At 68.3% G+C, this 14,002-nt stretch carries 12 protein-coding genes; 10 read left to right on the forward strand and 2 right to left on the reverse strand.

Annotation, left to right across the window (positions count from 1 at the left end):
• Positions 1-91 precede the first annotated feature (91 nt).
• From ileS to ndk, 4 genes are read left to right on the forward strand one after another with little or no spacing between them, the layout of a single operon-like run.
• The gene (ileS, locus tag ACLF6J_RS00880; RefSeq protein ID WP_134351445.1) at positions 92-3,442 is read left to right on the forward strand and encodes an isoleucine--tRNA ligase; all 3,351 of its coding nucleotides are present in this window, start codon (positions 92-94) and stop codon (positions 3,440-3,442) included.
• Positions 3,439-4,791, forward strand: coding sequence for a bifunctional folylpolyglutamate synthase/dihydrofolate synthase (locus ACLF6J_RS00885; RefSeq protein ID WP_131491231.1), 1,353 nt, complete (start codon positions 3,439-3,441; stop codon positions 4,789-4,791). Before ileS ends, ACLF6J_RS00885 begins: the two co-directional genes overlap by 4 nt.
• Positions 4,788-5,201, forward strand: coding sequence for a DUF4233 domain-containing protein (locus ACLF6J_RS00890; protein WP_231555074.1), 414 nt, complete (start codon positions 4,788-4,790; stop codon positions 5,199-5,201). The genes ACLF6J_RS00885 and ACLF6J_RS00890 overlap by 4 nt, the downstream gene beginning before the upstream one ends.
• Before the next feature lies 1 nt (position 5,202).
• Entirely contained in the window at positions 5,203-5,619 is a 417-nt protein-coding gene (gene ndk, locus ACLF6J_RS00895; RefSeq protein WP_047524000.1) for a nucleoside-diphosphate kinase, read from the forward strand.
• 79 nt (positions 5,620-5,698) lie between these two features.
• Here the strand turns inward: ndk and ACLF6J_RS00900 are convergent, their stop codons facing one another.
• Positions 5,699-6,310: a vitamin K epoxide reductase family protein gene (locus ACLF6J_RS00900; protein WP_131491229.1), complete on the reverse strand. Its 612-nt coding sequence runs from the start codon at positions 6,308-6,310 to the stop codon at positions 5,699-5,701.
• Positions 6,311-6,593: 283 nt separating this feature from the next.
• Between ACLF6J_RS00900 and ACLF6J_RS00905 the strand changes: the two genes are divergently transcribed.
• On the forward strand, positions 6,594-9,239 hold the full coding sequence (locus ACLF6J_RS00905; protein ID WP_134351443.1) for an Rne/Rng family ribonuclease: 2,646 nt from the start codon (positions 6,594-6,596) through the stop codon (positions 9,237-9,239).
• On the opposite strand, the gene ACLF6J_RS00910 is transcribed toward ACLF6J_RS00905, so the two are convergent.
• Positions 9,204-9,470 carry a DUF4031 domain-containing protein gene (locus ACLF6J_RS00910; protein WP_047519866.1) on the reverse strand — a complete coding sequence of 89 codons (267 nt, stop codon included), beginning with the start codon at positions 9,468-9,470 and terminating at the stop codon, positions 9,204-9,206. The two genes, ACLF6J_RS00905 and ACLF6J_RS00910, sit on opposite strands and share 36 nt — an antisense overlap.
• Positions 9,471-9,719: 249 nt before the next feature.
• On the opposite strand from ACLF6J_RS00910, the gene rplU reads away from it, so the two are divergent.
• The 5 genes from rplU (at position 9,720) to ACLF6J_RS00935 (ending at position 13,950) form a co-directional block, all read left to right on the forward strand.
• Positions 9,720-10,028 (forward strand): 50S ribosomal protein L21, encoded by a 309-nt coding sequence (gene rplU, locus ACLF6J_RS00915; RefSeq protein WP_028501602.1) that lies wholly within the window; start codon positions 9,720-9,722, stop codon positions 10,026-10,028.
• An 18-nt stretch (positions 10,029-10,046) separates the two neighbouring features.
• Positions 10,047-10,304, forward strand: a complete 258-nt coding sequence (gene rpmA, locus ACLF6J_RS00920; protein ID WP_017202370.1) for a 50S ribosomal protein L27 — start codon at positions 10,047-10,049, stop codon at positions 10,302-10,304.
• Between the two features lie 101 nt (positions 10,305-10,405).
• Positions 10,406-11,905 carry a GTPase ObgE gene (gene obgE, locus ACLF6J_RS00925; protein ID WP_134351441.1) on the forward strand — a complete coding sequence of 500 codons (1,500 nt, stop codon included), beginning with the start codon at positions 10,406-10,408 and terminating at the stop codon, positions 11,903-11,905.
• On the forward strand, positions 11,902-12,687 hold the full coding sequence (gene proB / locus ACLF6J_RS00930; RefSeq protein ID WP_047519871.1) for a glutamate 5-kinase: 786 nt from the start codon (positions 11,902-11,904) through the stop codon (positions 12,685-12,687). Before obgE ends, proB begins: the two co-directional genes overlap by 4 nt.
• Before the next feature lie 9 nt (positions 12,688-12,696).
• Positions 12,697-13,950, forward strand: a complete 1,254-nt coding sequence (locus ACLF6J_RS00935; protein ID WP_134351439.1) for a glutamate-5-semialdehyde dehydrogenase — start codon at positions 12,697-12,699, stop codon at positions 13,948-13,950.
• Positions 13,951-14,002: the final 52 nt, after the last annotated feature.

Raw genomic sequence — 14,002 nt, forward strand, 5'->3', positions numbered from 1 at the left:
GCGTCGTACGGCGTGGCACGCGAGGTGGTACCGCGGTCCGTGAGGGTCGTCCTCGCAGGAGCATCCGCCACGACGAACACTGCGAGACACGATGACCTACCCCCGTTCCTCCTTCGGCCCCGCCGCCGACTCCGTCGCGCCCAGCCCCCGCTTCCCGCAGATCGAGGAAGAGGTGCTTGCGTTCTGGAAGTCCGACGACACCTTCCGCGCCTCGATCGAGCAGCGTGAGGGCGCACCGGAATGGGTGTTCTACGACGGTCCGCCGTTCGCGAACGGCCTGCCGCACTACGGACACCTCCTGACCGGCTACGCCAAGGACGTCTTCCCGCGCTTCCAGACCATGACCGGCCACAAGGTCGATCGGGTCTTCGGATGGGACACCCACGGTCTGCCGGCCGAGCTCGAGGCCATGAAGCAGCTCGGCATCACCGAGAAGTCGGAGATCGAGGACATGGGCATCGACGTCTTCAACGCGAAGGCGAAGGACTCGGTGCTCACGTACACGCGCGAGTGGCAGGACTACGTCACCCGCCAGGCGCGCTGGGTCGACTTCGACCGCGGCTACAAGACGCTCGACCTCGGGTACATGGAGAGCGTGCTCTGGGCGTTCAAGACCCTGTACGACAAGGGCCTCGCGTACGAGGGATACCGCGTCCTGCCGTACTGCTGGCGAGACGAGACGCCGCTCAGCGCCCATGAGCTGCGCATGGACGACGACGTGTACCAGATGCGGCAGGATCCGTCCGTCACGGTGACCTTCCCGCTCACGGGAGCCAAGGCCGAGGCGCTCGGGCTCACGGGCGTCCGCGCCCTCGCCTGGACGACCACGCCCTGGACCCTGCCGACCAACCTCGCGCTCGCCGTCGGTCCAGACATCGAGTACGTGGCGCTCCCCGCGGGGCCGGCAGGTGCCGCCGACGTCCATCAGACGGCGGGGACCGAGGACGCCGCCATCGAGTCGTCCGCACATCGCTACCTCCTCGCCCGTGACCTCCTCGGTGGCTATGCCAAGGACCTCGGCTACGAGAGCACGGAGGACGCGCTCGCCGCGGTGGACGCGACCGTGCGTGGCGCGCAGTTGCAGGACGTCACGTACGACCGCCTCTTCGACTACTACGCCGACGCCGAGACCTACGGCACCGAGAACGCCTGGCGGATCCTGGTCGACGACTACGTCACCGTGAGCGACGGCACGGGCATCGTCCACCAGGCTCCGGCCTACGGTGAAGACGACCAGCGGGTCGCGGGCGCTGCCGGCATCCCCACGATCCTCTCGCTGGACGACGGTGGCCGGTTCCTCCCGAACGTCACCGATGTCGCGGGTCAGTTGTGGATGGAGGCGAACACGCCGCTGGTGCGCCTGATCCGGGAGCACGGCCGCCTCATCCGGCTCCAGAGCTACGAGCACTCGTACCCGCACTGCTGGCGCTGCCGGAACCCCCTGATCTACAAGGCCGTGTCGAGCTGGTTCATCCGGGTCACCGACATCAAGGACGACCTGCTCGCGAACAACGAGCAGATCACCTGGGTGCCCGAGAACGTCAAGCACGGACAGTTCGGCAAGTGGCTCGAGGGCGCCCGCGACTGGTCGATCAGCCGCAACCGCTACTGGGGCTCGCCGATCCCGATCTGGAAGAGCGATGACCCGGAGTACCCGCGCGTCGACGCCTATGGGTCCCTGGAGGATCTCGAGCGGGACTTCGGGACGCTGCCGCGCAACCCCGAGGGCGAGATCGACCTGCACCGCCCCTACATCGACGACCTGACGCGTCCGAATCCGGACGATCCCACGGGCAAGAGCACGATGCGCCGTATCGAGGACGTCTTCGACGTGTGGTTCGACTCGGGATCGATGCCGTACGCGCAGGTGCACTATCCGTTCGAGAACCAGGAGTGGTTCGACTCGCACTCACCGGCGGACTTCATCGTGGAGTACATCGGCCAGACCCGCGGCTGGTTCTACGTCATGCACGTGCTCTCGACCGCGCTGTTCGACCGCCCGGCGTTCACGGGGGTCAGCTGCCACGGCATCGTGCTCGGCAGCGACGGCTACAAGATGTCGAAGTCGCTGCGCAACTACCCGGACGTGTCCGAGGTGCTCGACCGCGACGGCTCCGACGCGATGCGCTGGTTCCTGATGTCGAGCTCGGTGCTGCGAGGCGGAAACCTCGCGGTCACCGAGGAGGGCATCCGTTCGGGCGTCCGCGAGTTCCTGCTGCCGCTGTGGAACTCCTGGTACTTCTTCGCGACCTACGCCAACGCCTCCGGCGCCGACGGGTACGAGGCGTCCTGGCGCACGGACTCCTCGGATGTCCTCGACCGCTACATCCTCGCCAGGCTCGGCGATCTGGTCCGCGAGGTGCGTGCTGATCTCGAGGGTCTCGACTCGACCACGGCCTCCGCGCGTCTGCGTGACTTCGCCGAGGTGCTGACCAACTGGTACATCCGTCGCTCCCGTGATCGCTTCTGGACCGGCGTCACGGACGATCCGAAGAGCCGTGAGGCCTTCGACACGCTCTACACCGTGCTCGAGACGCTCACCCGCGTGGCGGCACCCCTCGTGCCGCTCGTCAGCGAGCGCGTGTGGCAGGGGCTCACCGGCGGACGCAGCGTGCACCTGACCGACTGGCCCGACGACGCGCAGTACCCGGCCGCGAACGAGATCCGCGATGCGATGGACGCGGTCCGCGAACTCTCCAGCGTCGGCAACGCCCTGCGCAAGAAGGAGAAGCTCCGCGTGCGTCTGCCGCTCGCGCGCCTCACCGTCGTGTCGCCGCTCGCGGGGACGCTCGGACAGTTCGAGGACATCCTCCGCGAGGAGCTCAACGTCAAGTCCGTCGAGGTCGTGCCGCTCACGGACACGACCGCGGTCGAGTACGGCATCGACCACCGACTGAGTGTGAACGCTCGCGCGGCCGGTCCGCGCCTCGGCAAGGACGTGCAGAAGGCGATCCAGGCCGCACGCTCGGGCGACTGGAACGAGGTGGACGGCGTGGTCATCGCCGGCGGCATCGCGCTGGAGCCGGCGGAGTACGAGCTCGTGCTCGAGACGACGGGTCGTCCCGACGGCGAAGCACTCGCGATCGTCCCGAGCGGAGGGTTCGTCCTGCTCGACACGCAGACGACGCCCGACCTCGAGGCCGAAGGACTGGCCCGCGACGTCATCCGCGCCGTGCAGGAGACCCGCAAGAACGCGGACTTCGACGTCAGCGACCGCATCCGACTGGAACTGCGTTTCGCGAGTGCCGAGGACGCGGATGCGGTGGCAGCCGCCTTCGAGGTCGCCGATGTCGCGGGGGAGACCCTCGCGTTGGAGCACGCGCTTCACCGTGACGACGCCGTGCTCCCCGCGGCCGAGTTCACGGCGGACATCCCGAGCGGGACCTACGCCAACCGTGGCGACTTCACGATCGCCGTCACCAGGATCGGAGCAGGCGCATGAGTGACAGGGAACGGGCGGATGCCGTCTACGACGCGCTGCTGAGCAGGGCGGGCGAGCGGTGGGTGCAGCCTCGCAAGGAGCGCACCGCGCGCATCCTCGCCTTCCTCGACGACCCGCAGCGCACCTATCGCGTGGTGCACCTCACCGGCACGAACGGCAAGACGTCGACGGCACGGATGATCGAGAGCCTCCTCCGCGCGCACGGCTTGCGGACGGGTCTGTTCACCAGCCCGCACCTCGAGCGCTTCACGGAGCGGATCATGATCGACGGAGAGCCGATCTCCGACGAGGCGGTGGCGGATGCGTGGGACGAGATCGAGCCGTTCGTCGACATCGTGGACGCCGAGTTCGAGGCCGCGGGAGACGCGCCGCTGACGTTCTTCGAGCTGCTCACGGTGCTGGCCTTCGTCGCGGTGGCGGATGCTCCCGTCGACGTGCTGGTGCTCGAGGTGGGCATGGGCGGTGAGTGGGATTCCACGAACACGGCAGACGGCGACGTCGCGGTGTTCGCGCCGATCGACATCGACCACGCGGACCGCCTGGGCGGGACGATCGCGGAGATCGCGCAGACCAAGGCCGGCATCATCAAGGAAGGTGCCGCTGTCGTATCCGCGCAGCAGCCCCCGGAGGCCGCCGAGGTCCTGCGCCGGGTGGCGGCCGAGCGCAACGCGACCATCGCGTTCGAGGGCGAGGAGTTCGGCCTCACCGAGCAGAAGCTCGCGGTCGGCGGACAGCTGCTCAGCGTCCGGGGACTGGCCGGGGAATACGCCGAGGAGTACCTCCCGCTGTACGGCGCTCACCAGGGTCACAACGCCGCACTCGCCGTCGCCGCCGTGGAATCGCTGATCGGCGGTGCGTCTCAGGCGATCGCCCCTGACATCATCTCCGACGGCCTGCAGGGCACGACCTCGCCCGGCCGGTTGCAGCTGCTCGGCATCGCGCCGACCGTGATCGTCGATGCCGCCCACAACCCGCACGGTGCCAAGGCGCTCGCGCAGGCTCTGGACGACAGCTTCGACTTCGATGAGTGGGGTCTGGTGCTCGGCGTACTCGCCGACAAGGACGCCGCGGGCATCGTCGCGGAGCTGGCACCACGGGCCGCGCACGTGTTCGCCACGGCTCCGGAGTCCGAACGCGCGAGCGACGCGGATGCGATCGCCGACCTCGTCGAGCAGACCGGACAGCGCGCGACCGTGCATGACTCGCTCGCCGACGCCGCCGACGCCGCCCGGGAGTGGGCCGCATCCTCCGATCGTCGTGCCGTGATCATCGCCGGTTCCGTCGTGCTCGCCGGCGAGGCGATCGCCCTGGCCGAGGAAGAGGACTGGAAGTCGGGGTGGCGCGCATGACCGCCGATGCGCCTGCCGCGCGCTCGCCTCGGCCGCCGCGCACCCTCGTGCAGAAGCTCGCGCCCGTCGTGCTGGGGTTCGAGGCGATCGTGGTGTTCCTGGTCGGGCTCACGATCTTCGGGCTTCGACAGCTTCCCGAGGGCATCGAGCAGTGGTGGGGGATCGTCGGCGGGGCGGTCCTCGCACTCGTATGCATCCTCATCGCCGGCATGATCACGAAGCCGTGGGCACTCACCGCCGGATGGGTCGTCCAGGCCCTTGTCGCCCTGTCGGCGTTCTTCGTGCCGGCGATCCTGCTGGTCGTCCTGATTTTCGGCGGCATGTGGGCGTATGCGACCATCGGAGGGGCTCGATTGGACGCACGACGTTCCGCGGCTCCCACGACCGAGACTCAGACAGAGAGTGAATGACATGGCCACCGAAGAAACCCTCGTCCTCGTCAAGCCCGATGGCGTCGCCCGCGGCCTCACCGGCGCGATCCTCGCCCGCATCGAGGCGAAGGGGTACGCCCTCGTCGACATCCGCCTGGTGGAGCCCGACCGCGACCTTCTCGCCGAGCACTACGCCGAGCACGAGGGCAAGCCGTTCTACGAGCCGCTGCTCGAGTTCATGCTCTCCGGCCCGTCCGTCGCGATCCGCCTCGCGGGCAACCGGGTGATCGAAGGATTCCGCTCGCTCGCGGGAACCACCGACCCGACGACCGCCGCGCCCGGCACGATCCGCGGAGACTTCGGCCGCGACTGGGGACTCCCCGTGCAGCAGAACCTCGTGCACGGTTCGGACAGCCCCGAGTCGGCGGCACGCGAGCTCGGCATCTGGTTCGACTGAGTCCGTCCGCCCGCACGCCGACGAAAAGCCCGCCCGCCGAATCTCGGCGGGCGGGCTTCTCGTCTGCGGAGACCGCGGATCAGAAGAGGATCCTGCTCATCTCGCCCAGGAAGTCGAGCCCCTGGAGCTGTGCGAGGAGGATGATCAGCGCATAGGCGACGATCGTGGCGAGCGGCACCCACGGCATGAGCGTGTCGGCGCGGGCCATGACCTTCTCGTTCCGGGTGAACGTGCCGTTGCGGGTCAGATGGACCATCGTCGCGAAGAAGGTGGGGATCGTGACCGCCCACGTGACCATGCACCAAGGGCAGAGGACGAAAAGGTCGTAGAGGCTCTGGCCGATGAGCCAGCACACGAGGCCGAAGGCGAACGTGATGCCGAGTCCGAACGCCGCCCAGAACCAGCGGGGGAACCGTGCGCCGGCGAGGATCGCGACGCCCACCACCAGGGGCGCCATCCATCCGGTGAGGCCCATGATCGGGTTGGGGAAGCCGAAGACCGATCCCTGCCACGACTCGAGGTTCGTGCTGCACTGGATGAAGGGGCTCAGGTCGCAGGCGAGGGCTTCCTTCGGGTTCTCCAGCAGTGCGAACTTCTCGACGGTCAGCTCGAAAGCGGCGAACCACCCGATGACGCTCGCGATGATCAACCACACGGCATAGAAGACGGGGCGGGTGCGCTGCTCGCTCATACGGGCGATTATCTCAGCGACGGCTATGGATAGGACGACAACAGGCCGGAGAAAACGCGCTGGTCACGACCTGATGCCATGAACGGGGCCACTTGGTGCGATAATGGCCTGTGACGCGATGAACGGCCCCGCCGCGACACGCGTCGACGCAGACTTCGGGGTCCTATGCCCCACGCGATCAGAGCCATGAGCCGGTCGCACACCGAGTGAGTTCGCGGAACCCGCGGGTACCGCATGAGATTTCATGGAGCACCCAGTGCTCCGTGCAGGGAGTAAGCCAGAGATGGCCGATGAGAACAATGACACCAACGTACCTGCCCTCGATCTCCCGGCTGACGCCGCGGATGCGCTGACGGAGCCCGCTGCTCCGGAGGCCGACGAGCTCACCGGGTCTTCGAGCGACGCCGCCGCGGCAACGGAGGCCGCCGCAGACGCAGCCGATGCCGCCGCGGACGCTGCCGCGGACGATGTCGCCGCAGGGTACGCCGCCGCCGAGGACGCCGCGGCCGCCGCCGATGACGCGGCGGATGCGGTCGCACGCGACGCCGCCGATCACGACGAGGCACGTGAGGGCACTGACCCCGAGAGCACCGACTCCGAGAGCACTGACCCCGAGAGCACCGACGCCGAGAGCTCCTCCGACGCTGGCGAGAGCGCCGAGGCCGAGGCCGCTGCGGACGAGCAGGTTGCGAAGACGGAGCCGGCGGAGGAGAAGCCCTCGACGGACGAACCCCCTGTCGAGGAAGCGCCCGCTGCTGCCGCCGAGACTGCTGCTCTCGAAGCCGCTGCTCCCGAGGCCGCTGCTCCCGAGGCGCCGGCTCCGGTGACCGCTGTATCGCTGGGCCTGCTTCCCGAGGTCTTCGTCTCGCAGGTCTCCACCCAGCTGCATTTCTACGCTCCCGAGATCGTGCCGCTGCCGGCGCGTCCCGGTCGCGAGCGCGTCTTCGACCGCATCGCCGACCGCGATCAGCCGCAAGACGAGTCCGCGCCGCGCGGTCGCGGACGGCGCCGTCGTGGGGGCTCTGACGGGGATGACCAGCGCGACGAGCCGCGCCAGCGTCAGCGTGTCGTCGAGTACATCACGGAGCCGAAGGCCATCAAGGGTTCGACCCGTCTCGAGGCGAAGAAGCAGCGCCGCCGCGATGGACGCGACGCCGGCCGTCGTCGTCCGGTCGTGACCGAGGCCGAATTCCTCGCGCGCCGCGAGTCCGTCGACCGCAAGATGGTCGTGCGCTCCAAGAACGGTCGCACGCAGATCGGTGTGCTGGAAGACGGCGTCCTCGTCGAGCACTACGTCGCCCGCAACCAGGATGCGTCGCTGATCGGCAATGTGTACCTGGGTCGTGTCCAGAACGTGCTCCCGAGCATGGAGGCCGCGTTCGTCGACATCGGTCGTGGTCGCAACGCCGTGCTCTACTCGGGTGAGGTCGACTGGGACGGCGTCGAGACGGGCAATCAGCCGCGGCGCATCGAGCTCGCGCTGAAGCCGGGTGACCGTGTGCTCGTGCAGGTCACGAAGGATCCGGTCGGACACAAGGGCGCGCGCTTGACGAGCCAGATCTCCCTCCCCGGCCGCTACCTCGTGTACGTCCCCGGCGGGTCGATGAACGGCATCAGCCGAAAGCTCCCCGACAACGAGAGGGCGCGCCTCAAGCGCATCCTCAAGGAGGTCCTCCCCGAGTCCTCCGGCGTGATCGTCCGCACCGCGGCCGAAGGAGCGACCGAAGACCAGCTCACGCGCGACGTGCAGCGTCTCACCTCGCAGTGGGAGCACATCCAGAAGCAGGTCGAGAGCCAGCAGGCGCCTGCGCTCCTGCACGCCGAGCCGGACCTGCTCGTCAAGATCGTGCGTGACGTCTTCAACGAGGACTTCACGAAGATGCTGATCCAGGGGGAGGACGCGCAGCAGACGATCCGCGCCTACCTGGAGAGCGTCGCCCCCGATCTGCTCGAGCGGGTCGAGGCGTACGAAGACGAGACGGACCCGTTCGATGCCTTCCGCATCACGGAGCAGATCGAGAAGGCCCTCGACCGCAAGGTCTGGCTGCCCTCGGGTGGGTCGCTCGTGATCGACCGGACCGAGGCTATGACGGTCGTCGACGTCAACACCGGCAAGTTCGTCGGCTCGGGGGGAAATCTCGAGGAGACGGTCACCAAGAACAACCTCGAGGCGGCCGAGGAGATCGTCCGCCAGCTGCGGCTGCGCGACATCGGCGGCATCATCGTGGTCGACTTCATCGACATGGTGCTGGAATCCAACCGTGACCTCGTGCTCCGTCGTCTGATCGAGTGCCTGAGCCGTGACCGGACGAAGCACCAGGTCGCCGAGGTGACCTCGCTCGGTCTGGTGCAGATGACCCGCAAGAAGCTCGGTCTGGGCCTACTCGAGACCTTCAGCGAGGCGTGCGAGGTCTGCGCCGGCCGCGGCGTCATCGTGCATCATGATCCGGTCGTGAAGCACCGCTCGGGCAACAGCAACGGCGGCAGCAACGGAAACGGTCAGGGCGGTCGTCGCCAGCGCGGCGGCAACGGCGGGAACGGTCAGAGCCAGAGTGCTCCGGCGGCCCCGCACGTCACCCACAGCATCACCGAGGGCGCGAAGTCCGCGCTGGCTCAGATCGCGGCGTCGACCATCGCTCCCGCCGCGGACGGGACGGCGGAGACGCCGGCGCCGGTCGCAGCGGACGAGGCACCTGCGGCGGCGGAGCGCCCCAAGAAGGCACGCAAGAAGCGCGGCGGGGATCGCAAGGGGCCCAAGAGTCCCGCGGAAGAGCTTCTCGATTCGGTGCTCGACGCGCTTCCCGAGCCGAAGGCTCCGGGGCAGGGTCGAGGACGCCGTCGGGTGAGCACGGCGGCGCTGACCGGTACCCCGGTGTCGGTGAACTCCGAGCCGTCAGCGCCGGTCGCGGGCGCGGACTCGGAGTCCTGACGCGATCAGCCGGCGCACCAGCTCCTTGCCCTGCACCTGCTGGGCGCCGGCGGCGACGAGTCGGGGGATCATCTCCTGCGGCACGTCGTAGTGGTCGAGGTCGAAGGCGCGCGCGGGGACGTCGTGCGCCCTCGCGAAGTCGTGCAGCTCATCGAGGCTCTCATCGCTCACCAGATGCGCCCACAGGCGTCCGTGAGCGGGCCAGAGGGGGGCGTCGACGAGCACGGTCACCTGGTCAGCCTACGACCGTGCCGTCGGGTCGGGACGCTGAACGCGAGCGAGAACCGCCGGAGTCGGCGTGGCTTTGCGACACCGACCCGCATCCGGTAAAGTAGTCCCTTGGTGCGTATGCCGCGTCTTCCTCGTCGGTTGAGGCGGAGAGCCTTGCGTTCGCGCCCGTCGTCCTGCGACGCATGCAAGCAACAGTCTTCCCGTGACATTCTCGGAGCCGACGTGCTCCCCAACGAAACAAGGTATGAAGTGGTTTACGCAGTAGTGCGCGCCGGTGGGCGGCAGGAGAAGGTCGAGGTCGGCACGATCGTTCAGCTCGACCGTGTCAAGGCTGCCCAGGGCGAGAAGATCGAGCTGGCCGCTGTGCTGCTCGTCGACGGCGCCACGGTGACCACCGACGCTGACTCGCTGGCGAAGGTCAAGGTCACGGCTGAGGTCATCGGCAACCTCCGCGGCCCGAAGATCATCATCCAGAAGTACAAGAACAAGACCGGCTACAAGAAGCGTCAGGGCCACCGCCAGGAGCTCACGCGCGTCAAGATCACCGGCATCAAGTAAGCCCGAGGGGACTAGGACATGGCACATAAAAAGGGCGCAAGCTCAACCCGTAACGGTCGTGACTCCAACGCTCAGCGCCTCGGCGTGAAGCGCTTCGGCGGTCAGCAGGTTCTCGCCGGCGAGATCATCGTCCGTCAGCGCGGCACGCACTTCCACCCCGGCGTCAACGTCGGCCGTGGTGGCGACGACACGCTGTTCGCTCTGGCCGCAGGCGCGGTCGAGTTCGGCGCGAAGGGCGGCCGCAAGGTCGTCAACATCGTCGCTGCAGCTGAGTGATCTCAGCGCGACACTAGTCATCCGGTTCGGGGCGGGCTTCGGCTCGCCCCGTCCGTGTATCTGCACACCGAAACAACACAGGAACTCAGGGGAACCAGGACATGGTCACGTTCGTCGATACCGTCACACTGCACCTTCGTGCGGGTAAGGGCGGCAACGGCTGCGTCTCCGTGCACCGCGAGAAGTTCAAGCCGCTGGGCGGCCCGGATGGCGGCAACGGCGGTGACGGCGGTGACGTCGTCCTCGTGGCCGACCCGCAGACCGGCACGTTGCTCTCCTACCACCACTCGCCGCACCGCTCCTCCGGCAACGGCGGCCCCGGTATGGGCGATCACCGATCCGGATTCCTGGGCGAGACGCTCGAGCTCCCCGTCCCGGTCGGCACCGTGGTGAAGAACACCGCAGGTGACGTCCTGATCGACATGATCATCCCCGGCGAGCGTTTCGTGGTCGCCAAGGGGGGAATGGGCGGACTCGGCAACGCTGCGCTGGCCACCCCGAAGCGCAAGGCTCCCGGTTTCGCCCTGCTCGGCACTCCCGGCTACGAGGGCGACGTCGTCCTCGAGCTGAAAACGGTCGCCGACATCGCTCTCGTCGGCTACCCGTCCGCGGGCAAGTCGAGCCTGATCGGTGCCATCTCCGCGGCCCGCCCGAAGATCGCCGAATACCCGTTCACGACGCTCCACCCGAACCTCGGAGTCGTCCAGGTCGGCGACTTCCGCTACACGGTCGCCGACGTGCCCGGTCTCATCGAGGGCGCGAGCGAGGGGCGCGGGCTCGGTCTCGAGTTCCTCCGTCACGTCGAGCGGTGCTCCGCACTGCTGCACGTGCTCGACTGCGCCACGCTGGAGCCTGGACGCGACCCGATCTCGGATCTCGACGTCATCCTCGCCGAGCTCGGCGCCTACGAGGTTCCCGCAGGGCAGACCCCTCTGCTCGAGCGGCCGCAGTTCGTCGCGCTGAACAAGGTCGACGTCCCCGAAGCCCGCGATCTCGCTGAGCTGGTGCGTCCCGACCTCGAGGCCCGCGGGTTCCGGGTGTTCGAGATCTCCACGGTCTCGCACGAGGGACTGCGTCCGCTCACCTTCGCACTGGGTGAGCTTGTCGAGAAGCACCGCGCAGAAGCGGCGGTCGAGACGCCGCCGGAGCGCGTGGTCATCCGCCCGCGCGGCTCCAAGAAGGACTTCTCCATCCGTGTCGAGGGCGGCACGTACGGCAACGTGTACCGCATCCTGGGGGAGAAGCCGGTGCGGTGGGTGCAGCAGACCGACTTCCAGAACGAGGAGGCCGTGGGATACCTCGCCGACCGTCTGGAGAAGCTCGGTGTCGAGGATGAGCTCTTCCGCCTCGGCGCGGTCCAGGGCTCGACCGTGGTGATCGGCGAGGGCGACAGCATCGTCTTCGACTGGGAGCCCACCATGTCCTCTGCCGCGGAACTGATGAGTGCTCCCCGTGGAACAGACCCTCGCCTCGCCCCCAACGCTCGTCGGACGACGTCGGAGCGCCGCGAGCAGTACTACGAGCGCATGGACGCCAAGGCGGAAGCGCGTGCCGAGGTCGAAGCACAGCGTCTCGCCGCATACCGCGAGGACGGCGAGTGACCGCACGAACCCGCGCGGATCTCGCGACCGCGTCCCGCATCGTCGTCAAAGTCGGCTCGTCGTCGATCAGCGGTGACTCGTCGTGGCGGATCCCCGTCATCGTCGAGGCGTTGGCCGCTGCCCATGCGCGCGGTGCCGAGGTCGTGCTGGTGTCGTCCGGGGCGATCGCGTCCGGGATCCCGTTCCTCCGGCTGGATGCGCGTCCGACCGACCTCGCGACGCAGCAGGCTGCGGCGGCCGTGGGGCAGAACATCCTCCTGTATCGGTATCAGGAATCGCTGCGCCCGTTCGACATCGTCGCGGGACAAGTGCTCCTGACGACCGGTGACCTCGAGAACCCCACCTCGCGCTCCAATGCGCGACGTGCGATGGAGCGTCTGCTCGGACTGCGCACCCTCCCGATCGTGAACGAGAACGACACCGTCGCCACACAGGAGATCCGGTTCGGAGACAACGACCGCCTCGGCGCCCTGGTCGCCCAGTTGATCGAGGCGGATGCGCTCATCCTGCTCAGCGACATCGAGTCGCTGTACACGAAGCCTCCGACGGACCCCGACGCCGAGCCGATCGACATCGTCGCGCCTGACGCCGACCTCACTGGACTGGAGTTCGGATCGACCGTGGTCAACAGCGTCGGCACCGGCGGCGCGGCCACCAAGGTCTCGGCAGCGCGCCTCGCCGCGGCCTCGGGTATCGGTGTCCTCGTCACCAGCGCCGACCTGGTGGATCAGGCACTCTCCGGTGCGGAAATAGGAACCTGGTTCGAACCCGCCACCTCCTAAACTGGGCGGATGACCGACCAGACCCCGCAGGTGCGCCTGGAGCGCGCCAAAGAGGCCTCCCGAGCCACCGCAGCCCTCACGAGCGACGACAAGGCCCGGGTGCTCGAAGCGATCGCCGTCGCGCTCCAGGAAGCTGCGCCGCGCATCATCGAAGCGAACGGTCGCGACATCGAACGTAGCCGTGCGGACGGTATCGGGGAGTCATTGATCGATCGTCTGCGCCTCGATGAGAAGCGCGTCGCCGCGCTGGCCGCGGCCGTGCGCGAGGTCGCCTCGCTGCCCGACCCGGTCGGCCGTGTGGTGGGCGGGCACCGGATGCCCAACGGGGTGGCCCTCGAACAGGTGCGGGTGCCGTTCGGGGTGGTCGGCGCGATCTATGAGGCGCGTCCCAACGTGACCGTCGACATCGCCGCGCTCGCACTCCGCTCCGGGAACGCCGTGGTGCTGCGAGGTGGCAGTGCTGCACGCGAGTCCAACACGGTGCTCGTCGAGGTCATGCGCGGAGCGATCGAGCGGGCAGGGCTCACGGCGGAGGCGATCCAGACCGTCGACGACTTCGGGCGCGACGGCGCGAAGGCCCTCATGCACGGTCGTGGGTTCATCGACGTCCTGATCCCGCGGGGGAGCGCCGGCCTGATCGAGGCGGTCGTGACGGAGTCCACCGTGCCGGTCATCGAGACGGGAGCGGGGAACGTGCACATCGTGCTCGACGAGACCGCCCCTGACGAGTGGGCGCGCGACATCGTCGTGAACGCCAAGGTGCAGCGGCCGAGCGTGTGCAACGCGGTGGAGACGGTGCTCGTGCATCGACAGGCGGCACCGCGGCTCGTGCCGCTGGTGGCCAGCGCCCTGCAGAGTGAGGGTGTCGCGATCCACGGTGACGACGTGGTGGCGGGTCTCATGTCGAACGTGATCCCCGCCACGGAGGAGGACTGGGCCACCGAGTACCTGAGCCTCGATATCGCGATGAAGGTGGTGGACTCGCTCGACGAGGCACTCGACCACATCCGTCGGTACAGCACCGGTCACACCGAGTCCATCATCACGACGGACTCACGCAACGCGGAGCGCTTCCTCGCGGAGGTGGACTCGGCTGTCGTGATGGTGAATGCCTCCACCCGTTTCACCGATGGCGGCGAGTTCGGTTTCGGCGCGGAAGTCGGCATCTCGACCCAGAAGCTGCATGCGCGGGGACCGATGGGCCTCGCTGAACTGACCAGCACGAAATGGCTTGCGCGTGGATCGGGGCAGACCCGCGGCTGAGCGCTAGACTGGGAGACGCTGTACCTCACAGGATCCCGAACAGCACGCCACG

It is taken from the genome of Microbacterium sp. IO18 (genome assembly GCF_049099505.1).
GTDB lineage: Bacteria > Actinomycetota > Actinomycetes > Actinomycetales > Microbacteriaceae > Microbacterium > Microbacterium aurugineum.